25 protein-coding genes are annotated in these 23,715 nt (G+C 37.8%); 20 read left to right on the forward strand and 5 right to left on the reverse strand.

Translation table 11 applies throughout. The annotated features are described in order from the left end of the window. Positions 1-72 precede the first annotated feature (72 nt). Genes SPK86_RS08340 through SPK86_RS08350 form a run of 3 tightly spaced genes read left to right on the forward strand, consistent with a single transcriptional unit; the run spans position 73 to position 2,118 of the window. Positions 73-828 carry an SDR family NAD(P)-dependent oxidoreductase gene (locus SPK86_RS08340; protein WP_284140277.1) on the forward strand — a complete coding sequence of 252 codons (756 nt, stop codon included), beginning with the start codon at positions 73-75 and terminating at the stop codon, positions 826-828. Between the two features lies 1 nt (position 829). After that, positions 830-1,264: a MarR family winged helix-turn-helix transcriptional regulator gene (locus tag SPK86_RS08345; protein WP_330949097.1), complete on the forward strand. Its 435-nt coding sequence runs from the start codon at positions 830-832 to the stop codon at positions 1,262-1,264. Between the two features lie 47 nt (positions 1,265-1,311). Next, complete coding sequence (locus tag SPK86_RS08350; protein ID WP_284140275.1) at positions 1,312-2,118, forward strand: SDR family NAD(P)-dependent oxidoreductase; 807 nt, start codon at positions 1,312-1,314, stop codon at positions 2,116-2,118. A 199-nt stretch (positions 2,119-2,317) separates the two neighbouring features. Here the strand turns inward: SPK86_RS08350 and htpX are convergent, their stop codons facing one another. Beyond that, the gene (gene htpX, locus SPK86_RS08355; RefSeq protein WP_284140274.1) at positions 2,318-3,190 is read right to left on the reverse strand and encodes a protease HtpX; all 873 of its coding nucleotides are present in this window, start codon (positions 3,188-3,190) and stop codon (positions 2,318-2,320) included. Positions 3,191-3,402: 212 nt separating this feature from the next. Between htpX and SPK86_RS08360 the strand changes: the two genes are divergently transcribed. From SPK86_RS08360 to SPK86_RS08370, 3 genes are all read left to right on the forward strand, one after another. Then, the gene (locus SPK86_RS08360; protein ID WP_284140273.1) at positions 3,403-3,888 is read left to right on the forward strand and encodes a PaaI family thioesterase; all 486 of its coding nucleotides are present in this window, start codon (positions 3,403-3,405) and stop codon (positions 3,886-3,888) included. Positions 3,889-3,958: 70 nt separating this feature from the next. After that, positions 3,959-4,603 carry a LytTR family DNA-binding domain-containing protein gene (locus SPK86_RS08365; protein WP_284140272.1) on the forward strand — a complete coding sequence of 215 codons (645 nt, stop codon included), beginning with the start codon at positions 3,959-3,961 and terminating at the stop codon, positions 4,601-4,603. A 157-nt stretch (positions 4,604-4,760) separates the two neighbouring features. Next, complete coding sequence (locus SPK86_RS08370) at positions 4,761-6,257, forward strand: acetyl-CoA hydrolase/transferase family protein (protein ID WP_330949098.1); 1,497 nt, start codon at positions 4,761-4,763, stop codon at positions 6,255-6,257. Positions 6,258-6,433: 176 nt separating this feature from the next. On the opposite strand, the gene SPK86_RS08375 is transcribed toward SPK86_RS08370, so the two are convergent. Continuing rightward, positions 6,434-7,063, reverse strand: coding sequence for an NUDIX hydrolase (locus SPK86_RS08375; protein WP_284140270.1), 630 nt, complete (start codon positions 7,061-7,063; stop codon positions 6,434-6,436). 370 nt (positions 7,064-7,433) lie between these two features. Here SPK86_RS08375 and SPK86_RS08380 point away from each other — a divergent pair, with 370 nt between their 5' ends. From SPK86_RS08380 to SPK86_RS08410, 7 genes are all read left to right on the forward strand, one after another. Continuing rightward, entirely contained in the window at positions 7,434-8,486 is a 1,053-nt protein-coding gene (locus tag SPK86_RS08380) for a fatty acid desaturase (protein ID WP_284140269.1), read from the forward strand. Between the two features lie 237 nt (positions 8,487-8,723). Beyond that, positions 8,724-9,842, forward strand: a complete 1,119-nt coding sequence (locus SPK86_RS08385) for a sensor histidine kinase (protein WP_284140268.1) — start codon at positions 8,724-8,726, stop codon at positions 9,840-9,842. A gap of 34 nt (positions 9,843-9,876) precedes the next feature. Next, positions 9,877-10,476: a response regulator transcription factor gene (locus SPK86_RS08390; RefSeq protein WP_284140267.1), complete on the forward strand. Its 600-nt coding sequence runs from the start codon at positions 9,877-9,879 to the stop codon at positions 10,474-10,476. Positions 10,477-10,783: 307 nt separating this feature from the next. Next, the gene (wrbA, locus tag SPK86_RS08395; RefSeq protein ID WP_284140266.1) at positions 10,784-11,386 is read left to right on the forward strand and encodes an NAD(P)H:quinone oxidoreductase; all 603 of its coding nucleotides are present in this window, start codon (positions 10,784-10,786) and stop codon (positions 11,384-11,386) included. Positions 11,387-11,527: 141 nt separating this feature from the next. Continuing rightward, on the forward strand, positions 11,528-12,106 hold the full coding sequence (locus SPK86_RS08400; RefSeq protein WP_284140265.1) for a TetR family transcriptional regulator: 579 nt from the start codon (positions 11,528-11,530) through the stop codon (positions 12,104-12,106). Between the two features lie 95 nt (positions 12,107-12,201). Then, a complete protein-coding gene (locus SPK86_RS08405; protein WP_284140264.1) occupies positions 12,202-12,540 on the forward strand; it encodes a DMT family transporter in 339 nt (112 codons plus the stop codon). After that, entirely contained in the window at positions 12,540-12,854 is a 315-nt protein-coding gene (locus SPK86_RS08410; RefSeq protein WP_284140263.1) for a DMT family transporter, read from the forward strand. Before SPK86_RS08405 ends, SPK86_RS08410 begins: the two co-directional genes overlap by 1 nt. 54 nt (positions 12,855-12,908) lie before the next feature. Here SPK86_RS08410 and SPK86_RS08415 read toward each other — a convergent pair whose 3' ends face one another. Then, positions 12,909-13,916: an LLM class flavin-dependent oxidoreductase gene (locus SPK86_RS08415; protein ID WP_330949099.1), complete on the reverse strand. Its 1,008-nt coding sequence runs from the start codon at positions 13,914-13,916 to the stop codon at positions 12,909-12,911. Positions 13,917-14,095: 179 nt separating this feature from the next. Here SPK86_RS08415 and rlmN point away from each other — a divergent pair, with 179 nt between their 5' ends. The 3 genes from rlmN to SPK86_RS08430 all read left to right on the forward strand — a co-directional run bounded on the left by rlmN (position 14,096) and on the right by SPK86_RS08430 (position 16,622). Further along, a complete protein-coding gene (gene rlmN, locus SPK86_RS08420) occupies positions 14,096-15,169 on the forward strand; it encodes a 23S rRNA (adenine(2503)-C(2))-methyltransferase RlmN (RefSeq protein ID WP_284140261.1) in 1,074 nt (357 codons plus the stop codon). A 116-nt stretch (positions 15,170-15,285) separates the two neighbouring features. Then, positions 15,286-15,939, forward strand: coding sequence for a DUF421 domain-containing protein (locus tag SPK86_RS08425; protein ID WP_284140260.1), 654 nt, complete (start codon positions 15,286-15,288; stop codon positions 15,937-15,939). Between the two features lie 152 nt (positions 15,940-16,091). After that, positions 16,092-16,622, forward strand: a complete 531-nt coding sequence (locus SPK86_RS08430; RefSeq protein ID WP_330949100.1) for an isochorismatase family protein — start codon at positions 16,092-16,094, stop codon at positions 16,620-16,622. A gap of 45 nt (positions 16,623-16,667) precedes the next feature. Here SPK86_RS08430 and SPK86_RS08435 read toward each other — a convergent pair whose 3' ends face one another. Beyond that, positions 16,668-17,936, reverse strand: a complete 1,269-nt coding sequence (locus SPK86_RS08435) for a GGDEF domain-containing protein (RefSeq protein WP_284140258.1) — start codon at positions 17,934-17,936, stop codon at positions 16,668-16,670. A gap of 209 nt (positions 17,937-18,145) precedes the next feature. On the opposite strand from SPK86_RS08435, the gene SPK86_RS08440 reads away from it, so the two are divergent. Beyond that, complete coding sequence (locus SPK86_RS08440; protein WP_284140257.1) at positions 18,146-18,838, forward strand: VOC family protein; 693 nt, start codon at positions 18,146-18,148, stop codon at positions 18,836-18,838. 52 nt (positions 18,839-18,890) lie between these two features. Here the strand turns inward: SPK86_RS08440 and SPK86_RS08445 are convergent, their stop codons facing one another. Then, positions 18,891-19,625, reverse strand: a complete 735-nt coding sequence (locus SPK86_RS08445; RefSeq protein ID WP_284140256.1) for an SDR family NAD(P)-dependent oxidoreductase — start codon at positions 19,623-19,625, stop codon at positions 18,891-18,893. A gap of 241 nt (positions 19,626-19,866) precedes the next feature. Here SPK86_RS08445 and SPK86_RS08450 point away from each other — a divergent pair, with 241 nt between their 5' ends. The 3 genes from SPK86_RS08450 to SPK86_RS08460 all read left to right on the forward strand — a co-directional run bounded on the left by SPK86_RS08450 (position 19,867) and on the right by SPK86_RS08460 (position 23,450). After that, positions 19,867-20,856 (forward strand): LacI family DNA-binding transcriptional regulator, encoded by a 990-nt coding sequence (locus tag SPK86_RS08450; RefSeq protein WP_284140255.1) that lies wholly within the window; start codon positions 19,867-19,869, stop codon positions 20,854-20,856. A 178-nt stretch (positions 20,857-21,034) separates the two neighbouring features. Then, positions 21,035-22,432 carry a sucrose-specific PTS transporter subunit IIBC gene (locus SPK86_RS08455; RefSeq protein ID WP_330949101.1) on the forward strand — a complete coding sequence of 466 codons (1,398 nt, stop codon included), beginning with the start codon at positions 21,035-21,037 and terminating at the stop codon, positions 22,430-22,432. A 73-nt stretch (positions 22,433-22,505) separates the two neighbouring features. Then, a complete protein-coding gene (locus SPK86_RS08460; protein WP_330949102.1) occupies positions 22,506-23,450 on the forward strand; it encodes a carbohydrate kinase family protein in 945 nt (314 codons plus the stop codon). Positions 23,451-23,715: the final 265 nt, after the last annotated feature.

Consider the following 23,715-nt stretch of genomic DNA (forward strand, 5'->3'; position numbering starts at 1 on the left):
TGCATATTGTTTTAACGTTAAATAGTTTAATGTTAAAATAAATTAGTATAAAACAAAAAGGAGTTGGATTTCATGGGAAAGCTAGATGGAAAAGTAGCTATCATTACTGGTGGTGCAGGGGGTATCGGGAGTGGAATAGCTAAAGCATATGTTAAAGAAGGAGCAAAGGTAGCAATCGTTGACTTGAATGAAGATACAGGAAACGAAACATTAAAAGAACTACAACAAATTAGTCCTGAATCAATTTTTATTCAAGCAAACCTTGCAGAGCGTAGTAAATTGAAGGATATCGTACAAAAGGTAATTGACAAATATGGCAAGCTTGACATTCTAGTCAATAATGCACATGCTTCTAGAAATAAGCCGTTTGAAGAACAAACACAAGACGATATGGATCTTTCGTTTAATACAGGTTTTTATCCAACATTCTATTTAATGCAAGCAGCATTACCATATTTAAAGGAAACGAAGGGTTATATTATTAACTTTGCATCTGGGGCAGGATTAAATGGAGATGCAACGCAAGCTTCTTATGCAGCAGCAAAAGAGGCGATTAGAGCGATTAGCCGTGTAGCTGCAAATGAGTGGGGACCATTTGGTATTAATGTAAACTTAATTTCTCCAATTGCGAATTCACCTGGTGTACAAGCTTGGGCAAAAGCAAATCCGGAATATTACGAAGGTATGCTGAAAAAAATCCCACTAGGTCGCTTAGGCGAGTTAGAAGAAGACCTTGGTCGTGTGGCGGTATTTTTAGGTAGTGAGGATGCTAGCTATATTACTGGTCAAACGATCATGGTAGATGGTGGATCGATTAAGTTACGCTAACATGATGACAGAAAATAGTGATCGTGTTTTAGAATTAATCCGCGCATCAGAACAGTTCTCAAATGAAATGATAATACGATGGTCGAAATCCTTTCCTAAAAAGGTTGGGATTTCGCCTATCCTTGTTTTAGCTGAAATTGAAAAGCATGGTCCTCAAAAGCAATCGACACTTGCAAAAGAGCTTGGCTACACACCGGGAGCATTAACGAATATCGCGAATCGATTAATTAAAGAACGTTTAGCAATTCGAATGAACGACCCTGATGACCGAAGAGTTGTCCGACTTTCGATTACTGAAAAAGGAATCGATCTATTAAAAGAGGCAAAGCAAAAAGGACAGGAAATTAGACAAGAAGTGTTTGCGGGATTAACAGAGGAAGAATTACACTGGTTTCTAAGAATTCATCAAAAACTATTAAACAAGTTAATGAAGTAGATGATTCGATTGAAATATAGAATAGATAAAACAAAGGAGTTTTTAGAGTGGGAAGAGTAGAAGGGAAAGTAGCGCTCGTTACAGGCGGTGCTTCAGGAATCGGCTTGTCTGCAGCTAACTTGTTGGCAAAAGAAGGAGCTAAGGTTGTAATTGGTGACTTTAATGTGGAAGGCGCAAAAGAAGCGGCTGCCAATATTAAAGCAAATGGTGGGGAAGCAACAGGTATATTCCTTGATGCATCAAAAGAAGAATCAATCAAAGAAGCGGTTGACTTCACGGTAAATACATATGGAACACTAACCGTTCTTTACAATAATGTTGGATTAACTAATTTACAAAAGGACTTAGATGTTGTAAATATCGACCTTGATGAATGGGATCGATTAATGAACGTTAATACAAAGAGTGTTTTACTTGGAAGCCGTTATGCGATTCCACACATGCAAAAAGCAGGTGGAGGATCCATCATTAATACAGCTTCAATGGCAGGATTCGCCGGAGATACGCTTCGTTCAGCATATGGTGCTTCAAAAGCAGCTGTTGTCAATTTGACGAAATACATTGCTGCACAGTATGGTAAAGACAATATTCGTTGTAATGCAGTAGCACCAGGCTTAATTATGACACCAGCAGCAGAAAAGAATCTACCACCAGCTGTACAGGACATCTTTTTGAAATATAATGCAGTAAAACATCACGGAAAAGCAGATGATATCGGAAATACGGTATTATTCCTTGCATCAGATGAAGCTGGATTTATCACTGGTCAAACGATCAAAGTAGATGGTGGTCATTATATGACAAATCCAAGTATTTCAGATTTTAAAGAATACATGGCTAGCTTGCAAAAATAAGCTATCTTTAATATGAAACTAGCGCTGTTTCCTATTGTTTGAAAAAACGTAGGGGGCAGCCTCTTTCATTTAGTAAGCAGACAAGAAAAATCGCCCATTCCGAATCGATGCAATTGATCTTGGGATACAGGCGATTTTTGTTTTTTTCTATCCTTATTAGCGTCTTGTTATCTCTTGCTAGATTAAAATGATCATGTAATTAGGCAAGACGCTTGATACGTTCATCAAGTGCTGGATGCGTGGAAAATAGAGACGTTTTTCGTTGCCCATTTATTTTTAAAGTAGCAACCGCTGTCTGATCCTCGGTTTGAATCCGATTTGAATATGCTTTTAGCATTTCTAATGCATGGCGCATCTTGTCTTTTCCTGCTAAATCTGCCCCACCACGATCTGCGTGAAACTCACGATGACGTGAATAAGCAAAGACAACAATACTTCCTAGAATAGAAAATGCGATTTGAAATACGATAATCGCGATAAAGTGTACAATTGGCGCTAAATCTTCTTTAACCAAACGAGATACCGCAAATGCGACAATTCGCGCAAGGAAAACAACAAATGTGTTAACTACTCCTTGCAATAATGTCATAGTAACCATATCGCCATTCGCAACGTGAGCAACCTCATGTGCAATGACACCTTCGATGGCATCTTCATCCATCTCATGGAGCAGTCCTCTAGATACAGCAACAAGAGAGCGTTTTTTTGATGGTCCTGTTGCAAATGCATTCACTTCAGGAGATTCATAGATCCCTACCTCAGGCATATGCATTAAGCCAGCAGCTCTTGCGAGACGATGTACTTTCTCCACGACTGCAGTTTCTTCACTAGAAAGATTCGCATTTGGATCCAGAATACGAACTCCCATGAGTCTTTTCGCTACCCAGCGTGACATGGCTAGTGATATAAATGATCCTGTAAAACCAATAACCGCACTAAAAACAAGTAAAGAGCCAAATTGAATCTGATTTCCTTCGATGTAACGCCCACCACCAATTAAAGAAAAAATAATACTAATGGTGAGTAAAACTAGAATATTTGTTAACAAAAAATAGAATATACGTTTTCCCATACTTCTCCTCACGATCTTTCTTTATTATTTTCTTTATTATATGGTCAAGCAGTACGGAATACAACCTATGCAACGTGAAATAAGGAGAAAGTCAAAAAATAGACAAAATTACTTCCTCGTTTTGCTAAATGGTAATGCATGCATGTAAACCTTAGTAAAGGGAAGGAAAATAAATTTTCATGCTATACTAAGTCTAAAAGGGGGAAGCGTTTATGTATGATAAAGTAAAGCACGCGATTCAAGACGACTATGATGAGGATTATGCTTGGTGCTATGGGTGTGGTCGATTAAACGAACAGGGGCTGCAGCTTAGAACAGGATGGCTAGATGACCGGACCCTAACCATCTATCAACCACGTCCAGAGCATATCGCTATTCCAGGATTTGTATATGGGGGATTAATTGCGTCCATTATTGATTGTCATGGAACTGGGTCAGCAGCCCTTGCATTACATCGAAAAAATGGACATGAGCCTGGTGATGGTTTAGAGCCACCTAGATTTGTTACAGCATCGCTAAAGGTTGATTATGTAAAGCCTACCCCACTACAAACACCATTACATATTATAGGAGCTGTTGAAGAAATCCATCCTAAAAAATGGCGCATTACAGCAGAAGTATTTGCGGAAGAAGTATGCTGTGCAAAAGGTGAAGTTGTAGCTGCAATCATGCCAGCTACCTTTCAAAAAGGCCGTTAGCGGGAGCGGGGAAAACAGTCTATCATGAAAACGATGCTGCGTTTTGTAGATGGAAGAAAGGAGTCTACCCATGCAACAATTGAATTTAAACACGTTGTTAGATGTCATTGGAGAGTTGTTTTCGGATGAGATTTCAATTGGTATCACTAATACAAAGGAATATGTTTATTATCGACCGAGTAAGCGGGTGGACTTAAAGATTCATCCTGGATATCCGATAAAACAAGGAACGATTGCTTATAAAGCATTACAATCTGAGCAAAAAGCTTCCGAATTTATTCAAAAGGAAGTGTTTGGAATTCCTTATCATGGAATGGCGGTTCCGTATCATCAGGAGGGCAAGCTGGCAGGGACTGTTTTAGCGATTTATCCAGCTTTTACGGAAGGGAAATCCGTTGTAACTGTAAAAACGGCAGATGGATGGAAACCAATTCCTTTTCAATCGGTAAAATATATCGAGGTAAAGGATAGAAAAACGTATATTTATGCAGATAATTTTTTTGGGTTAAATAAAACAACCCTGCAGGAATTTGAATATATATTGCCGCGCGATTTATTTATCCGTTGTCATCGCTCCTTTATCGTTAATGTACATCACATTAAAGATATTTTTCCAGACACCCATTCGACCTTTATACTAGAAATGAATAATGGGGCACGAATTCCTGTGAGTCAATCCTATTCCAGCTATTTTCGAAAGCTTCTTGGATTTTGAGAACGGGAATTCTCGAATCTGCATATGCAAAAAATACTGTTTTGTACATTAAATGTTGTCGTTCAGTCGTAAATTTCGTTTTTACGTTTTATATCCCCAAGTCATTTTAATTAAACGTTACAATTATGTGAAAAGTGCATAAAAGGATGATTAAATAATGGGGAGAGAGCTAGAACGAATTCAAGTTCCTAATTTAAGAGAACGTGTTGTCTCGGCAGAAGAAGCTGCTTCATGGATTGGTGATGGGATGACATTAGGTCTTAGTGGTTTTACACGTGCGGGAGAGGTAAAGGCGGTACCAAATGCATTGATTGAGCGAGCCAAGTATGAACAATTTAAAGTAAATGTATATACTGGGGCTTCTTTAGGATCAGAGATTGACAAATTATTTGCAGCATCAGGTATTATTCATAAAAGACTGCCATTTCAGGCAGATGCAACAATGCGTAAAAAAATCAACGCTGGTGACCATTTATTTATTGATCAGCATTTATCCCATACAGCAGAACTGATACGAGCAAATGTGATGGAACCGATTGATTACGCTATTTTGGAAGCGGTTTCTATTAAAAAGGATGGCTCGATTATTCCTACGACTTCGATTGGAAATTCGCTCGTATTTGCAGAGCATGCCAAACATATTATTGTGGAGATTAATCTTTCACAGCCAGAGGAATTAGAAGGGCTACATGATTTATATAGTCCAGAAAAACAAGGTGAACGAGCGCCTATTCCATTAAAAACAGTCTCACAACGTATCGGAACAGAAGGAATCCGAGTCGATCAAGCTAAAATAAAAGGCATTGTATTTACCAATCAAATCGATTCACCGTCGCTAATTGTCCCCCCTGATGAAGAAACAAAAGAAATAGCGGGTCACTTAACCGACTTTCTGCGTGCTGAAATAGCAGCTGGCAGATTAACAAATGAGCTAGCACCGTTACAATCAGGAATTGGATCTGTAGCAAATGCGGTGCTTCATGGTATGCTTGACTCCGAGTTTACGAATTTAGCGGTTTATTCTGAGGTGCTTCAAGATGCCGTATTTGATTTAATTGACGCAGGCAAAGTTACAATTGCTTCTTGCTGTTCGATTACGCTTTCCGAGTCTAAAATGAAAACGGTTTATGGCAATTTCGAGAAGTATCGGGAAAAGCTAATTATGCGTCCGCAGGAGATCTCGAATCACCCGGAAATTATTCGCAGGCTCGGATTAATTTCAGTAAACACGGCACTAGAATGTGATATTTATGGAAATGTAAATTCTACGCATGTTACCGGGACAAAGATGATGAATGGGATAGGTGGATCTGGTGATTTTGCTCGAAATGCCCGTTTGGCTATTTTTGTTACAAAGTCAATTGCCAAAAATGGTGACATTTCTAGCATTGTTCCATTCGTTTCACATGTTGATCATACAGAGCATGATGTAGATGTCATTGTTACAGAACAAGGCTACGCCGATCTACGTGGTTTAGCCCCTCGTGAACGTGCACCATTGATTATTGAAAAATGTGCACATCCAATATATCAATCAAAATTGAAAAGCTATTTTGAGGAGGCAATTACACGTGGGGGACAAACACCACATGTATTAGAAAAAGCATTGTCCTGGCATACTAATTTCTTAGCTAAAGGAACGATGCAAGATTAAGGTTAATACTTTCAGTTGATCGAACAAAGGGGTTCATATAGGAATCATAGTTTACGTCGGATTTTCTTCTGGGGGGAGGAAAATCCGACGTTCATTTTCTTCTGCTTGCGTATAGGTACATAGGAATCAACGAGAATGGTACCTTTTTTATTCGTTTAGAAAGAAATAATCATCCATTAGCTCGAATGTTCTTCTGTAAGCAAGCTGACAAAATGCGTTACAATTTTTGCGGTTAACCCCCATATTACTTTATCCTTATAAAGGTAAAAAAGCTCTTCAACCTGAGGAACCTGCCAATTATAATCTTTTCCTCCAACGATTAAATCAAATGGAAAGTCAGCTTCTGGAGTTACGCGAAGACTGACATTATAACGCTTTGGATCTGTTTGTTGGAAAAAGCGTAATGGAACCGTAAAGACATTCTCTACTTCATGCGGGTTTGGAGTAATCTTTTCAGGCTGTGTTATTGTTCCGGCATAAGGATAGATCATTCTACCGAAGTCAGAAACGATGTAGTCGAGTGGTGTAACGTCGATAATATCACTGCTTTGAAGACCTAGCTCTTCTGCCGTCTCACGAATGGCACATTGTAATGGCCCCTGATCAGTAGATTCGATTCTTCCACCAGGAAAGCAAATGTCGCCGGGCTGTCTTCTTAAATTCATTGATCGAGTTTCAAATAAAACGTGAACTTCATTTTTAACGTTGATGAGGGGTAGCAAAACGGCAGATGTGCGCAGCTCCTCAATCCCCATAATTGTTGGCTTTCTTCCCTTTAGTTGAGCAAGGATACGAGTTGAATTCATAAGACTACCTCCCCAATATTTTCCTACTATTATACGATTGCATAGTTAGAAAAGACAGGAATTGATATCACGGATTACATCCATGACACTTGTCATATACCTTCCTTGACATTTATGTCTTTTAGGAAAAGCTCATTTCTCCTATGCTTATATTAATAAATAAATTTCATAATTAGCAGCTCATAGAGGGCAAAGGTTTTCAAAATATAAAGCACCGTTTATTCCGAGGAAGTTAGGCGGTTCCCACGTAAATCGAGGTAGATCCGGTTGGAATACAGATTGCATAACCTGGATTCTAATAAGCCCGATTATGAAATTGATTAAAGCAAATAAACTTTCGGATGATTATATGTTCTGTTAGGAGGAAATGATGAGTAAACAAAAACAAGCGCAATTAAGAAAAAGTGTCGCACCATATGCAAAGTCGGAATTAAAGGCGAGTATGATTCAGTTAGGTAATACGATTGTACCATTCTTTCTTCTCTGGTATTTAGCCTATGAAAGCTTATCCATTTCCATATGGCTATCACTCGTATTTTCCATCGTAGCATCTGGCTTCGTTATTCGGATTTTCATTATTTTTCATGATTGTACCCATATGTCCTTTTTCAAAAGTGGTAAGGCGAACCGCATTGTCGGTACATTAACAGGTATCATTACATTGTTCGCTTTTGAAAAATGGAAACGCGATCACTCTATTCATCATGCGACAAGCAGTAATCTAGATAAGCGTGGTACTGGTGATGTATGGATTATGACAGTAGAAGAGTACATTTCTGCATCTGTATGGAAGAAAATAGCTTACCGTTTATATCGAAATCCAATTATTATGTTTGGTTTAGGTCCATTGTATCTTTTCCTTATTTCGAATCGATTTAACCGAAAAGGCGCGAAAAGAAAAGAACGCTGGAATACGTATTTAATCAATGTATCGATTGTACTCCTTTATAGTCTGCTTATTTGGATGATCGGTTGGCAGGCATTTTTAATCGTACAGGCTCCAATCTTATTTATTTCAGGTTCACTAGGAATATGGTTATTTTATGTCCAGCATCAATTTGAAGATTCTTACTTTGAAAATGAAGAAAAATGGGATTATGTAAAAGCGGCAGTAGATGGTAGTTCATATTATAAGCTTCCGAAAGTCATGCAGTGGATTACAGGAAATATTGGATATCATCATGTTCATCACCTAAGCCCTAGAGTTCCAAATTATCATTTAGAAAAGGCACATGAATCAACTCCACCATTAAAAAAAGCAACAACAATTACGCTAAAAACAAGTTTACAGTCACTCCGTTTCCGGTTATATGATGAAGAAAATAAAATCTTCTTAAGCTTTAAGGAAGTAAAACCATATCTAAAGAAAAAGAACATGCTAGTTCAATTGAAAGCACAGCGTCCAAGCCTTCAGGAAAAGTAGGAGGCTGTGTATATCATGTGATGTATGAGAAATACGTCACCACTTTATAAAGGCTGCCTATAACGATGTTAGAGGTTCTATTGCATCTTTTTAGATGCGAGGACTCGGACAAATAGGTGGTCTTTATTTTTATTGATGTAACCTGTGATAACGTATTTATCGCTAAGGTCGATAAGAATAAATAATTGCAATCATTTTTGGTATACTTAAATTACGCTTTTACAGAGGAGACTTCTGATGAAAAATTGGTTTCATATTTTCCCGAAAAATACGGGGTTAAGTTTATATGCATGGATTGCCTTTTGTATACTTCCATTTTATTTTATTATCCGATCATCTACGTCATCTGAAATAATTCTAGGGGTTATTATGATTGTCTTGTTTTTTGTTGCATATCGGTTAGCATTCATTAAACAAGGCTGGACGGTTTATGCTTCCGTAGGAGTAGAAATGGTTTTGAGTTTAGGCATGATCCTTTATTTTGGGTATGTCTATTTTTCACTATTTCTCGCTTTTTATATCGGCAATATACAAAGTAAGAATGGTTTTATAACCCTTTATGTAGTTCACCTTGTAACGACGATTACGGCAGTTACCCTAGGTTTTTTTATCCAGAGTCAGATGTATTTTTCGCAGTTTCCTTTTATCATTATTACGATTATAGGGGTCATCCTATTGCCAGTTAATTTGTATACGAAAAATAAAAGAGAGCAGTTAGAAGGCCAGTTAGAGGATGCGAATAAGAAAATAGCTGAGTTGATGGTGATTGAGGAAAGAGAGCGCATCGCTCGAGATCTTCATGATACACTTGGACAGAAACTATCCCTCATCGGTTTAAAAAGCGATTTGGCAGGAAAGTTAGTAATACGTGATCCACAAGCAGCTAAAATGGAAATAACAGATATACATAAAACAGCAAGAACGGCATTAAAGGAAGTACGTGAGATGGTGTCTAATATGAAAAACGCCAAATTATCCGATGAAGTAATTCGTGTACGACAAATGCTCAAGGCAGCACGCATCGATTTGAAGCTCGTAGGGAACACGGATCTTACTAATACGCCATTGCTTGTAGAAAATGTAGTTAGCATGTGTTTAAAAGAATCTATAACGAATATCGTGAAGCATAGTCAAGCGACACAATGTGAAATTCATGTGGAGCAAACAGCAGGGGAACTATGTGTGAAAATTAAGGATAACGGAGTAGGAACGAAAGGGCAGCCTGATTTATATAGTGGCAACGGCCTTCGGGGAATCCGAGAACGGTTGGAATTTGTAAATGGGAGCCTTGAAATTGTTTCAACAAATGGGATGACGGTTTTAATTAAAGTGCCAAAAGCAAAAAGCGGGCTTTAAATAAATGAAAGAAGCAAGAAAGGTGGGGATTAAGATGATTCGAATCGTTATTGCTGAGGACCAGCAATTGCTGCTTGGAGCGCTAGGCTCCTTGTTAAACTTGGAGGAAGATATGGCTGTCGTAGGAAAGGCGAAGGACGGTGGAGAAGTTCTTAAGCTTGTAGAAGAGCTGCAGCCAGATATTTGTATCATGGATATTGAAATGCCTGTCAAAAGTGGGTTGGATGCAGCGCAAGAACTGAAGGATCATTCTTGTCGGGTCATCATCTTAACAACCTTTGCCCGGGCTGGTTATTTTGAACGAGCACGACAAGCGAATGTCCACGGATACCTGCTTAAGGATAGTCCAAGTGAAGAATTGGCTAATTCTATCCGTGTAATTATGGATGGAAGAAAGGTTTACGCACCAGAGCTAATTGATTTAGCGTTTGAGGATGCAAACCCGCTAACGGAAAGAGAGGCGCAAGTCTTAAAGCTTATTGCACAAGGGAAAAGCACGAAGGATATTTCCAAAAAACTTTTTATAACAACAGGGACAGTCCGTAATTATGTTTCGGTAATATTAGATAAATTAGAGGTTAGTAATCGAATTGAAGCGGTTTCGAAAATGAGAGAAAAAGGGTGGTTGAAATAGTCACTTTTAAGTAGAAAATGTTGAATTTTTAAATAGAGTCAGAATTTGATTAAGCCAGGGACGCATTTGTCCTCGGTTTTTAGATAACTAATTACTTTTTATAACTAACTTACTTGACATAAGTAATAGGATGAGATATTATACTTACATAAAGTAATTAAATTGTTTATAATCACTAAGGAAAGATGATCTGAACAAAGATTACTTTGAAATATAACATGACAATATTTTTTATTTCAGAATAGGGAATGCTGTAAAAGGAATAAAATATTGCCTCATGATTAGAAAAATAAAAGGAGAGATTTTAATGTCAAAGGTAAAATTAGCAATTATCTACTATAGCTCAACAGGCACGAACTATCAATTGGCAAAGTGGGCTGAAGAAGCTGGAAAAGATGCAGGAGCGGAAGTTAGATTAGTAAAGGTGCCAGAACTTGCGCCAGCAGAAGCAATAGCGTCTAACTCAGCATGGAAAGCGCATGTAGAAGCAACAAAAGACGTTCCTGAAGCAACTTCAGCAGATTTAGAATGGGCAGATGCGATTATATTCAGCGTGCCAACCCGATTTGGAAACCTTCCATCACAAATGAAGCAGTTCCTTGATATGCAAGGTGGCCTATGGTCAACAGGAAAAACAGTAAACAAAGTAGTTAGTGGAATGGCTTCTGCAGGTAATGCACATGGTGGTCAAGAAGCAACCATTCTATCACTTTATACATCTATGATGCATTGGGGTGCAGTAATTGCAGCTCCTGGATATACGGATGCTGTTGCTTTTGCAGCAGGAGGAAACCCATACGGAACAAGTGTAACGGTGGATCAGGATGGAAATATGGTGGAAAATGTGGAAGAAGCAGTAAAGCATCAAGCAAAACGCACCATTGATATTGCAACTAAAATTAATGCATAATATATTTCAATAGAAAGATTAAGGGAAGAGAAGGATCAACACAAAGCTGTTAGTTGGTTCTTCTTTTCAATTACAAAAGGTTGCTCTCTTCTTTAAAAAGCGATATAATGAATGACAATCAGTCATTATCTGGGAGGAATTATGGAAAATAAAAAACAACGAATTATACATGCTGCAATGGATGTGTTTTGTGAGAAAGGAATTGAAAAGACGAAGGTATCCGATATTGTGAAGCGTGCAGGTATTGCTCAAGGAACATATTATATTTACTTTTCATCAAAGCTTGCGGTAATGCCATCGATAGCGGAAATAATGGTTGAAAAAATGCTAGCAGAAATCAAGGAAACGGTACAGCAGGAAACGCATTTTTTACCGAAATTAAAGCAGGTGATTGATGTGGCATTTTCGGTTACAGAAAAGTACCGTGAAATCTTTGCACTTATTTATGCGGGACTTGCTTCTACGGCGTATTTACAAGAATGGGAAGCAATTTATGCACCATATTATTCATGGATGAGTGAGCTGCTAGCAGCGGCGAAGCAAGAAGGAGTTATTCGTAGCAACATTAATCCAGAGCAAACAGCGGTTTTACTAATTGGATTAATTGAATCAGCTGCCGAACAAACCTTTTTATATTCGCAAGAGGACGGTAAGCGGGTTGCACAAAAGAAACAAGTGGTGCTCGATTTTGCTCTACACGCCTTAGGTGTTACAGCATAACAAAGACCGTATGCATATTGATAATTGATATAAAAAAGTATATTTAAAAGGAACAATGACTGAATGTCAGTCATTTATTGTGAAGGAGTATTAAAATGAAAAAAGCTTGGATGTATGTTGTATTAACGAGCTTAGCAGAGCTTGTTTGGATTTTTGGGTTTAATACTGCCACAGAATGGTGGCAATGGGTATTTATTGTTGCCTTTATTTTACTCGATCTTCATTTTCTAGCGAAAGCATGCGAGTATTTGCCAACAGGAACAGTGTACGCAATCTTTGCAGGTGCAGGAACAGTTGGAACATTCCTGATGGACCTTTTCTTATTTGATGAACAAATTAGCTTTGGTAAAATCTTTTTTATTTTTCTCATAGTTAGTGGAGTAGTTGGGTTGAAGCTAGCAGATGATAAACAAGTGGAAGGAGCTGCACAATAATGGGTTGGTTATACGTTTTTTTGGCAGCTATTAATGAATTAATTGGTGTTTGGGGATTGAACTTATTTAGTAAAAATCGGACCATTAAAAATGGCATTATTTATATTGGGGGCCTTGGTGCTTCTTTTGCCTTTATTTATGCATCATTTGCATATTTACCTGTTAGTGTTGCCTATGCGGTTTGGACTGGAGTCGGAACGGCAGGTGCAGTTATTTTAAACATGTTGTTTTTCGGTGAATCAAAAAGCTTGGGGCGAATCGTGAGCTTACTTGCAATCATCTTTGGTGTTACGGGCTTAAAGGCATTATCTTAATAGAATATCCCAGCCTCAATGAAAGAGGTCGGGATATATTTAAGTATCTCTTTATTATCCCATCATATTTGCAATGATTTCATAGGAGTGAAGCCGTGCTTCGTGACTGTAAATTTGTCCTGTGATAATTAGCTCATTGGCACCGGTTTTTAGGATAAGTTCTTCTAGTTTCTCCCTTGTTGTAGTAGGACTACCAATAATAGAGGCTGTAATTTCGCTTCCTGCATTCATTCCAAATCCTTGTAATGATTCGAAATTGTCAACTGGGGGCTGAAGCTTTGTTGGCATTCCACTACGTAAGCTAAGCAATGCTTGTTTTTGCGAGCTAGCAATTCTTTCTGCTTCCTCGTCGGTATCGGCAGCGATGACGCTTACGCCAAGCATCACATAAGGCTCCTTTAATACGTCAGATGGTTGAAAGTTATCGCGGTATAATTGAATAGCTGTGAGTGTATTATCTGGTGCAAAATGACTTGCGAATGAAAATGGGAGCCCTTTGTAGGCAGCTAACTGTGCACTAAATCCACTGGAACCTAGCAACCAGATTGGGATGCTTGCACCCTCTCCAGGTACAGCGCGGATACGGGATGAACCATTAAAGTACGCCTCTAATTCTTCCACCTGTAACGGAAAATCCTCTGCTTTTTGGTTTAATGTTCTACGGAGTGCATAGGCTGTTAGCTGATCTGTTCCAGGTGCTCGGCCGAGCCCAAGATCAATCCTCCCAGGATAAAGGGAATCGAGGGTTCCGAACTGTTCAGCGATAATAAGTGCTGCATGATTCGGAAGCATGACACCTCCTGATCCTACACGGATAGTGTTCGTAGCGCCTGCAATATGTCCGATGACGACAGAGGTGGCGGAACTAGCGATGCCAGGATTATTATGATGTTCTGCAACCCAAAAGCGATTATAGCCCCAGTTTTCAGCATGCTGTGCTAGATCAACACTATTTTGGAAGGAAGTACGAGCATCACTGCCTTCAAGCACAGGAACTAAATCTAGAATAGATAACGGAATCTCTTTCCAGCGTTTTGCATTTGAAGAGATGAGTGAATTCATTCTACAAAACCTCCTTGTATAAAAAGGATACGCTTCTTATTCCTGTTTTACCATTTTTTCGCTTAAGCAATATTAGAAAAAAGTTTGCGTCCATTCATGATTTTCAGTAGTATAGGTAGGTAAAGATTTATCCCAAATTATGTTGCAACAAACGTATTTACTGGAAAAGAGGAATTTTGATGAAAAAAACATCCATTTATGGAATGACATATGAACAATTAACAGACTGGCTTATGGAAAGAGGACAACAAAAGTTTCGCGCTCGACAAGTGTGGGATTGGCTTTATAAAAAGCGGGTCAAGCAATTTTCTGATATGAAGAATGTCAATAAGCAATGTATTGCATTATTAGAAGCGCATTTTTCGCTTTTTACACTTGAAGAAGAAATTAAGCAGGAATCAAAGGATGGTACGATTAAGTTTTTATTTCGGCTAGAAGATGGTAACTTAATCGAGACCGTACTAATGAGATTTCATTATGGATTGTCAGTATGTGTTACTACGCAGGTAGGCTGTAATATCGGCTGTTCCTTTTGTGCAAGTGGATTGTTAAGCAAGAGCCGTGATTTAACTGCTGGTGAAATAGTAGAACAGATTATGAACGTGCAAGCGCATTTAGATAATGTTGGAAAAGGCGAGAGAGTTAGTCATATCGTTGTAATGGGTATTGGCGAACCTTTAGATAATTTTAATAACCTGATCGATTTTCTTCATGTCGTAAATGATCAGGAAGGTTTGTCAATTGGAGCACGTCATATTACTGTATCAACAAGTGGACTTGCCCATAAAATATATAAATTTGCTGATTTAAACCTCCAGGTTAATTTAGCGATCTCCTTGCATGCACCGAATAATGAACTACGCACGAGTATTATGAAAATAAACAAGGCATTTCCGATTGAAAAATTGATGGATTCGATTGATTACTATTTAAAGCAAACCAATCGTAGAATTACGTTTGAATATATAATGCTTCGCGATGTGAATGATCATAAGGAAGAAGCGGTACAGCTAGCAAAGCTGCTTTATAACATACGCCATTTAGCTTATGTAAATCTTATTCCTTATAACAGTGTGGATGAACATAGTCAATACCAACGAAGTGAAACAACAGCAATAACGGCCTTTCATGAAACCTTAAAAAAGAATGGAATTAATAGTGGTGTACGCTGGGAAAACGGAGCAGATATTGACGCAGCTTGTGGACAGCTACGTAGTAAGCAAATTAAAAAAGATCGAACCGTTTCACGATAAAAGAGAAGCTTCGTTTAGAAGCTTCTCTTTTATTTGGAAACCTATTCTTACGAGAAGAATAATCATTCCTATCCTACAAAAACTAGATTAAAATGAAATGTTAGGAGAGGAATAGTATGGATTTCGATTGGATATGGAAGGCAATAGTAATTGTTTTTGCAGGTACATTTTTATTACGACTAGCTGGCAGAAAGTCTATTTCTCAAATGACACTACCACAGACAGTAATTATGGTCGGGATTGGTTCCCTGTTAATACAGCCTGTAGCTGGAAAAAACATATGGATAACCGTCGGTGTTGGGGGCATCCTCGTGCTAACATTAATAGCAATGGAGCTAGCACAAATAAAAGGAAATGTTTTTGAAAAGCTGTTAACAGGAAAATCAAAAATACTAATCGAGGATGGACGCTTAAATGAGAAAAATCTACGCAAAGTAAGACTTACAGTCGATCAGTTAGAAATGAATTTGCGTCAAAATCAAGTTACAAACATGAATGATGTGCAATGGGCGACGTTGGAGCCAAATGGACAGCTTGGATTTACATTGAAATCGGAAGCACAGCCAGTGACGAAAAAGGAATTTCAGCAAGCGATGATGCGTATCGAACAAACATTAAATAAAAGATTAGAGAACCACCATTATGCAGAGCTTCATGCGCAGTTAAGCCAATTAAATCAGCATTTTCAACAAATGAATCAACAAGCAAGCTTATTTACAGAGGTAGAACAAAATGAGAATTTTCCACCCCCACCAAAACACTTACAGTAATCGATGCAAGAAGTTAGCTAAATGAATGAAACGCATAGAGCATCCTTGTAAACAATAAATGAATTTTCTAGCTGTGCATAAGAGCATCATGACATAGCGTGTGTTTATTGATATGATCACTTTAGAATCATAAGTAAAAAAGGGGGAGGAAGATGAAAGCTTTACTTGTCATTGATGTTCAAAATGGAATTGTGAATCATAACGACTTTAGGGAAGAATTGGACCGAATTGAAACAATCATCACTGATTTTAAAAGAGACAGTAGTCAAATAATTTGTATGCGTCATTTAGTTGATGACGATAGAAGTCCGCTGTACAAAGAATCAGAAGGGTCAGAGCTTCTTCCTTTTATCCAAGAAGCAGCCGATCACATCGTGATAAAAAAGACTCCTAGCTCTTTTTTTAAAACAGGGCTTGAAGAACTATTGATACAGTTTCAAGTGAAGCATCTATTTATCGTTGGCTTTAATACGGAGTTTTGCTGCATGTTTACAGCGATAGCTGCTTATGATCGTGGATATGATGTTACCTTTGTAGAAGATGCGACAGGGACTGTGAATGATGGGAATACGTATGAAATGTCCGGATTAGATATCCGAGACTTTGTCGGAACCGTTTTACATTGGTCGGATGCAATAGAAGTTCTTGATTTTGAAGAATACGTGGAGAAATATCGCAATTAATTTAGGGGCATCTATTTCAAGCGAACAGAAATAGATGCCCCTTTGTTAAGGATGAAAACGCATAGAAAGTGGAAGATCAGACATGCCATTTTTGGTGGAAGTGGTATTTCTTCCACGTTTTTTAGACTGGAGTAATAACTGATCTGCAAAAATATATGCTTTATGAATATCAAATACTTCATTTGTTCTATAAAAATACATACCAAAGGAGGCAGTTATCGTTAGTTCGACTTGTTTTTCTTGAATATCACTTATAGCAGGAGTTGCTGCGATTTTTTCTCGCATTTGTTCCACAAGGTCTACACATGCTTCATATTCACGATGACGTAAAATGATAGTGAACTCTTCACCACCACTTCGAAAAAGATAATCATCGTCGCTTAAACATTCTTGAATTGTGGCAGCAACGTGTTGAATAACACGATCTCCTACTGCGTGATTATACGTATCGTTAATTTGCTTAAAAAAGTCAATATCTGCAACAATGATTCCGACCTTTTCTCCGCTGTTATTTAAAGCAGCCATCGTCTTATCCATGAATGCACGATTATATACTTCTGTTAAAAAATCCGTGTAAGCCATCTGTTCGAATTTATCTCGTTCCATTTTATGCTGGAGGCTCTCCGACTTTTCAAAAAATGATCGGCTTACCAAGTAATTTAAAACGAAAAAGCAAATCAGCATTTCCCATTGATTTTCCTTTAGAAAGATAAACAATAACCCATTCGTGAAAGCGAGTTTCCCCATATCCAGTATGCTTCTGCTTTTAAAGAAATTAATGGCATCTTTGAATGTTTTCATGTCTCCCATCCATGCAAAGATAATGGATAAATATGCATCAGATAACAAGGAAACAAGCAAAACAAGGAAAATAATAAGGATCCAAAATCCAAATGGGATCGATGATACCAATGGGTATATTTGAAAAAACAAAAAATAGGCAATGGAATGATTTAATGTAAATGAACCAATGTTGTAGAAGGTATGAATAAACTCATCAGGGTCAGCGGTGTTTTTTGCTTTTCGATATAGATATACAGTAAATCGGTGAATCGTCTCAAAAATAAATAGCCCTAGTGGTCCTGCAAATAATCCGATTGAAAGACTGTATGATACGCCGTAATCTACATTGACTCTTCCTTTTTTAACAACGATTTTCAAGTGAGCATATAGAGATGAAAAGAACAAGTAGATGAATAATACTTTTACATAGGTCGTAAAGGAAATGGAAAACAAGCTTGGTCCTATGGAGAAAGCTATGAGCAAGGAGAGTGTAAATAAAAGTATAATAAATAGCTTGATACGTTTTGACATCGCTACCCCCTCTTCTTCGGAAAAGCTACTAAAGTATTGGGTAAAATTACCTATATTTATAATAATAGCATATTCTACAAAATAGGGGTACTAGATAATGCGAAAAAATTAAAGATGTATAGCAACCTTTTGTTAAAAAAGTTTGAATTTAAAAATATTTATATTACACTTGAGGAAGAAACGAAACTGCATTGGAGGTTAAGTAGTAAATGGAGATAGAGCTACTAACATTACATACCAGTCAATTAGAAGAGATGAAACAATTTTATACGAAACAATTAGGGTTCTCCCTTTTTAGTGAAGATGCAACGCATTTTCGAATTAAAGTAGGATCAAGTCTGTTAGAATTTACGAATGAATATGTTGTTGGAGAGCCGTATTATCATTTTGCATTCAACCTTCCCTCGAATCAATTTCAAGAAGCAAAAACGTGGTTGAAAGCAAAAACAACGTTGTTATTAGAAGATGGAGAAGATGAAGCGGATTTTTCATTTTGGCCAGCTCATGCCTGCTATTTTGAAGACCCAGCTGGGAATATCGTGGAGCTTATTGCTCGATATAACGTAAACCCAACTAGTGATGAACCATTTTCGGTGCACCAGATTCTTAATGTTAGTGAAATTGGGTTAATTGTAAAAGATGCTCCTAGTGTCGGGGAGCAATTCAAAAAAATAAGTGCCTATAAGAGCGACGATAAGCCAATTTCAAATGATTCTTTAAGCTTTATGAAAGCAAAAGATAATGGGGTTTTTGTTTTATTAACCGGTGAAGGGAGAAGATGGCTGTTTTCAGAAAAGAAATCTAAAATTTTCCCACTAAGGATAACCCTTCGAAATCAATATATACTCGGTGTAGATGATAGACATGAATTTTTTATTACAAAAAAGAATGACGAATTCTAATAATAAAAAAAGAAGCGCCTCCCAATTTTAAGAGTGCGCTTCAGATTTGTCCTTATAATGCAGAGTATCCACCATCAATTGGAAGTTCTGCTCCAGTAATGTAAGATGCATCATCACTTGCAAGGAAGACAATTGCTTTTCCTACTTCTTCTGGTTGACCAAGACGTCCCATAGGAGTCATTGCATTAATTCTTGCTAATGCATCATCACTTGATGAAAGTCCTTCAACCATAGGTGTTTCAATAACACCAGGGAATACTGTGTTTATACGAATGCCTTGTCTAGCATATTGAGTTGCTGCTGCTTTAGAAAGTGCACGTACTGCCCCTTTAGAAGCACTGTAAGAGTTTAAGCCCATTCCAACCATTGATGTAACGGAAGATAGGTTAACAATTGCACCTTTTTTCTGTTCTACCATGTATGGAGCAGTATATTTAATACCAAGCATTGTACCGAAGCCATTGATTTTGTTTAGGAATTCCCAATCTTTGTAATCAAGTTCTTCGATAGTTTTCTCTGTGCTTACACCAGCATTGTTTACAAGGATATCAATTCTTCCAAATTGATCCTTCACATTTTTAGTTAATGTTTTCCAAGCTTCTTCAGAAGAAACGTCTAGCTTCATTCCGTGCACATTTTCTTTTTCACTAATCTTTTTCAAGGCATCTTCGTTAATATCTGCTGCAATGACTGTTGCGCCCTCTTTTGTAAAAAGGTCTACCATCATTGCACCGATTCCAGATGCACCACCAGTGATTATTGCAATTTTATCTTGTAGTTTTCCCATTATTGATTACCTCCCAATGTATAGTTATAGAATGTTCAAACCTGTTTTAATTATACAGTTTGTGAAGCTAGCTTAAAAATGATTGCCTTATTTTAATGAAATTGTTTGTTGATTAGTTCACAAAGTAGACAAATTTTATATGACTTTTTTCAAAACAAATTAACGGAAAAGAAACAGAGCATTTTAAAACAAATTAAATTACAGTACAATATACATAATTGTATTGTACGGAGGAATGGACATGATTACAATTAAAGAAATCGCTCGTTTAGCAAAGGCATCCAGTTCTACGGTGTCTCGCGTTTTAAATAATTCAGGCTATGTCGGCGAGGAAACGAGAAAGCGGATTTTAAAGGTTATAGAGGAAACAGGATATATTCCAAGTGAACATGCTAAATCATTGCGTACAAAGCAAACAAAAGTTATTGGGGTTATTTTGCCACGATTAAGTACAGATACATCAAGCAGAATGGTAAATGCGATAAATGATGCGCTTGCCAAGCTTGGATATCAAATGATTTTAGCTAACACGAATTTGAATCCAGAAAAAGAGATTGAAAATTTAAAGCTACTTCGTAGTAGACAGGTCGATGGAATCATTTTACTTGCGACCAATATTAACGAAGCACTGATTGAAGAAATCAACAAGCTGAAGATTCCGCTTGTTGCTGTTGGGCAGGATATTCCTGGTGTTTCAGTGGTCATAAATAATGATTATCAAGCGGGGAAGGATATGACATCGTTGCTGATTGAGAAAGGGCATGAGCATATTGGTTTTATTGGTGTTCCTGAAACGGATCGAGCAGTAGGAGTAGAAAGAAAGCAAGGCTATTTAGATGCGCTAACAGACCATCGTCTGCAGACTAAACCTGAATGGATGGTAACCGCTAATTTTGATTTTGATTCGGGTTATTTGGCGATGAAAGAAATGGTAGAGCAAGCGGTAGAGTTGCCAACGGCGATTTTTGCTGTGACAGATACGATTGCTATTGGAGCAATGCACTATTTACATGAGCAAAAAATAGAGGTTCCAAATAAAATTGCCATAGCTGGAACAGGTAATTCCAAGGTATCACGATTTATTACGCCCGCTCTCTCTACGATTGAGTTTGCAAATGAAAAAGTTGGATATGAAGCTGCTCAATTAATTATTCGTCATATTCGCGGACAACAAAAGGAACGTAAAAAAATTGTTATGAAGTATAGATTAATTGAAAGAGATAGTGTATAATCATTTATATTAGAATGTGGAATCGATTCCACATTTGAGCATTATTTTTTTGTTTGATTCTCAACACGTTATTAAAAGATGTTGGCGATCAAGCAGCTATACTATTTTTTGTAGTTTGTGGAATCGATTCCACAAAATGAAAGCGATTTAATTAAAACCAAAAGAAGAGGTGAGTAGTATGAGGGAAAATCAACGTATTGCAAAAGAAATTGTCGAAGCAGTTGGTGGAGAGGAAAATATTCGTTCTGTAGCGCATTGTGCAACAAGGCTTCGCATTATGGTAAACGATAAGGAGAAAGTGGATCAAGAAAAAGTAGAAAGCATTGATAAAGTGAAAGGGGCTTTCTATAATTCAGGTCAGTATCAAGTTATTTTAGGAACGGGTACAGTGAATCGCATTTTTGAAGAAGTAGAAAAGCTTGGAATTACGGGAAAGTCGAAATCAGATCAATCGGAAACAGTTAAACAAGAACAAAAAGCGTGGAAACGTGCCATTCGCTCGTTTGGTGATGTGTTTGTACCGATTATCCCAGTCCTTGTTGCTACAGGTTTGTTCATGGGGCTTCGTGGTCTAGTCATGCAGCCGGAGATTTTAGGATGGTTTGGACTGACGCCAGCAGACATATCTGAAAACTTCATTCTCTTTACACAAGTATTAACGGATACAGCATTTATATTTTTACCTGCACTAGTTACTTGGTCCACATTTCGAGTGTTTGGAGGGACGCCAGTTATTGGATTGGTACTCGGATTAATGTTGGTAAGTCCATCTCTTCCAAATGCTTGGGCAGTTGCGGGGCAGGACATCAATCCGATTATGTTTTTAGACTTCATTCCAGTGGTAGGTTATCAAGGCTCGGTATTGCCTGCATTTATTGCTGGTATTATTGGTGCCAAGCTAGAACAAAAAATTCGAAAACGTGTACCTGAAGCGCTTGATTTAATTGTCACACCTTTCTTGACATTGCTCGTGATGATTACATTAGCATTATTTATTGTTGGACCGATCTTTCATGTTGTCGAGGATTATATTTTGAAAGGAACGGTGGCAGTATTAAGCTGGCCACTTGGTATTAGTGGATTAATTATTGGATTCTTTAATCAAATAATTGTTGTTACAGGTGTGCATCACATATTTAATTTGATGGAAATAAAGCTACTTGAGCAATATGGATTTAATGCTTACAATGCGATTGTCACAAGTGCGGTAGCAGCACAAGGAGGAGCTGCACTTGCTGTAGGGTTAAAAACAAAATCAAAAAAGCTAAAAGCGTTGGCACTCCCATCTTCTTTTTCTGCGTTTCTTGGTATAACAGAGCCGGCAATTTTTGGGGTAAACCTACGGTACGGCAAACCATTTATTATGGGATTAATTGGTGGAGGTGTTGGAGGCTTTGCGGCAGCCCTTCTTGGCTTAAAGGCAACCGGTATGGCCATTACAGTTATTCCTGGAACATTGCTTTATTTGAATAATCAAATCATCGGTTATTTATTCGTAAATATTCTTGCGATTGCAGTTGCGTTCATGCTTACTTGGGTGTTCGGTTTTTCAGATAAAAAGGATCTAGTACAATAAATCATATAATTTCGCTCCATCAAATATGAAAATAGGGGCGTTCGATGATTTCACGGTTAGGAGAGAACAATATATGAAAAAAGGGATTATTTCACTTGGTGAAGCATTGATTGATTTTATTCCAATGGATAAAGCGAATCTCCTCTATCAAAAAAGTCCTGGGGGTGCGCCGGCTAATGTTGCTGTCGGATTAGCAGCTTTAGGTATAGAGGTTACTTTTCTAGGCAAGGTTGGCAAAGATGTGCTGGGATCGTTTTTGCATCGGACACTTGCTTCTTATGGAGTCGATGTTTCTCGTGTCTCTTTTAGCGAAGAGGTGCAAACAGGCGTTGTATTTGTTGAGCTTGATGCGCATGGAGAACGAACCTTTTCATTTTTTAACCAACCAAGTGCAGATAGCTTTTTGGAAGGAGAAGAGGTTGACGAGGAGCTATTTAAATCGAAAAAAATACTTCATATTGGATCTATATCTCTTATTCATGAGTCAGTTCGAAAGGCTACTTGGAGAGCAATCAAGCTTGCTAAGAAAAACAATATGCTTCTCTCCTATGATCCTAATTTACGTATAAGCCTATGGGAAAATGAACGTGTTGCAAAACAAACGATAACATCGGTATTGCCTTATGTAGATGTTTTAAAGCTATCTGAAGAAGAACTTGCATTTTTAATGGGTGGATCAGGAGAGCAAGAGCTGGTAACTTTAGCTCGTCACTATAATATACCACTTGTATTCGTAACAAGAGGTGCGCACGGAAGTATAAGCTACTGTCTTGAGGGTATTGTTCATGTGCCAGCAATAAAGGTGGAAACGATTGACACGACAGGTGCAGGAGATGCCTTTGTTTCTGCGATGCTCTATCAAGTACATGAACAAAAAAAATGCATTTCCAATTGGAGTGTAGAGGAAGTGAAAAGGACGGCTGCTTTTGCAGCAGTATCAGGTGGATTAGCAACAGCATCGAAGGGGGCTATGAGCGCTCTTCCAACCTTGGAAGCGATTCAGAAATACTTGAAGTAATAATCAACAGCCCTGTGATAGTATGTCAAAACAAAATGAATTAGTTATTTGATTATTAAGTTTCAGATTTAGATAAGTAGCAATAAATTAAAGATGATAGCAGTTGGAAAGAAGGCGGCGACTCCAGCGGGAGAACTATGAAACTTGAGACTCTAAAGAAAGTGGATTTCTTCCGAGGTGGCTCATTCTATGCCCGTGGAAAGCGTCCGCCTCCAGTGAAAAAGTGGTTTAACAGATGTAATAATCTAAAGATCAGTAAGAAAGA

The organism is Virgibacillus sp. MG-45 (assembly GCF_036409425.1).
GTDB lineage: Bacteria > Bacillota > Bacilli > Bacillales > Amphibacillaceae > LDC-1.

Bases quoted from the DNA above. Each gene is read 5' to 3' on its own strand.
- SPK86_RS08340 (WP_284140277.1), top strand. From the start codon at position 73: ATGGGAAAGCTAGATGGAAAAGTAGCTATCATTACTGGTGGTGCAGGG.
- SPK86_RS08345 (WP_330949097.1), top strand. From the start codon at position 830: ATGATGACAGAAAATAGTGATCGTGTTTTAGAATTAATCCGCGCATCA.
- htpX (WP_284140274.1), bottom strand. From the start codon at position 3,190: ATGGGAAAACGTATATTCTATTTTTTGTTAACAAATATTCTAGTTTTA.
- SPK86_RS08360 (WP_284140273.1), top strand. From the start codon at position 3,403: ATGTATGATAAAGTAAAGCACGCGATTCAAGACGACTATGATGAGGAT.
- SPK86_RS08365 (WP_284140272.1), top strand. From the start codon at position 3,959: ATGCAACAATTGAATTTAAACACGTTGTTAGATGTCATTGGAGAGTTG.
- SPK86_RS08370 (WP_330949098.1), top strand. From the start codon at position 4,761: ATGGGGAGAGAGCTAGAACGAATTCAAGTTCCTAATTTAAGAGAACGT.
- SPK86_RS08375 (WP_284140270.1), bottom strand. From the start codon at position 7,063: ATGAATTCAACTCGTATCCTTGCTCAACTAAAGGGAAGAAAGCCAACA.
- SPK86_RS08380 (WP_284140269.1), top strand. From the start codon at position 7,434: ATGAGTAAACAAAAACAAGCGCAATTAAGAAAAAGTGTCGCACCATAT.
- SPK86_RS08385 (WP_284140268.1), top strand. From the start codon at position 8,724: ATGAAAAATTGGTTTCATATTTTCCCGAAAAATACGGGGTTAAGTTTA.
- SPK86_RS08390 (WP_284140267.1), top strand. From the start codon at position 9,877: ATGATTCGAATCGTTATTGCTGAGGACCAGCAATTGCTGCTTGGAGCG.
- wrbA (WP_284140266.1), top strand. From the start codon at position 10,784: ATGTCAAAGGTAAAATTAGCAATTATCTACTATAGCTCAACAGGCACG.
- SPK86_RS08400 (WP_284140265.1), top strand. From the start codon at position 11,528: ATGGAAAATAAAAAACAACGAATTATACATGCTGCAATGGATGTGTTT.
- SPK86_RS08405 (WP_284140264.1), top strand. From the start codon at position 12,202: ATGAAAAAAGCTTGGATGTATGTTGTATTAACGAGCTTAGCAGAGCTT.
- SPK86_RS08410 (WP_284140263.1), top strand. From the start codon at position 12,540: ATGGGTTGGTTATACGTTTTTTTGGCAGCTATTAATGAATTAATTGGT.
- SPK86_RS08415 (WP_330949099.1), bottom strand. From the start codon at position 13,916: ATGAATTCACTCATCTCTTCAAATGCAAAACGCTGGAAAGAGATTCCG.
- rlmN (WP_284140261.1), top strand. From the start codon at position 14,096: ATGAAAAAAACATCCATTTATGGAATGACATATGAACAATTAACAGAC.
- SPK86_RS08425 (WP_284140260.1), top strand. From the start codon at position 15,286: ATGGATTTCGATTGGATATGGAAGGCAATAGTAATTGTTTTTGCAGGT.
- SPK86_RS08430 (WP_330949100.1), top strand. From the start codon at position 16,092: ATGAAAGCTTTACTTGTCATTGATGTTCAAAATGGAATTGTGAATCAT.
- SPK86_RS08435 (WP_284140258.1), bottom strand. From the start codon at position 17,936: ATGTCAAAACGTATCAAGCTATTTATTATACTTTTATTTACACTCTCC.
- SPK86_RS08440 (WP_284140257.1), top strand. From the start codon at position 18,146: ATGGAGATAGAGCTACTAACATTACATACCAGTCAATTAGAAGAGATG.
- SPK86_RS08445 (WP_284140256.1), bottom strand. From the start codon at position 19,625: ATGGGAAAACTACAAGATAAAATTGCAATAATCACTGGTGGTGCATCT.
- SPK86_RS08450 (WP_284140255.1), top strand. From the start codon at position 19,867: ATGATTACAATTAAAGAAATCGCTCGTTTAGCAAAGGCATCCAGTTCT.
- SPK86_RS08455 (WP_330949101.1), top strand. From the start codon at position 21,035: ATGAGGGAAAATCAACGTATTGCAAAAGAAATTGTCGAAGCAGTTGGT.
- SPK86_RS08460 (WP_330949102.1), top strand. From the start codon at position 22,506: ATGAAAAAAGGGATTATTTCACTTGGTGAAGCATTGATTGATTTTATT.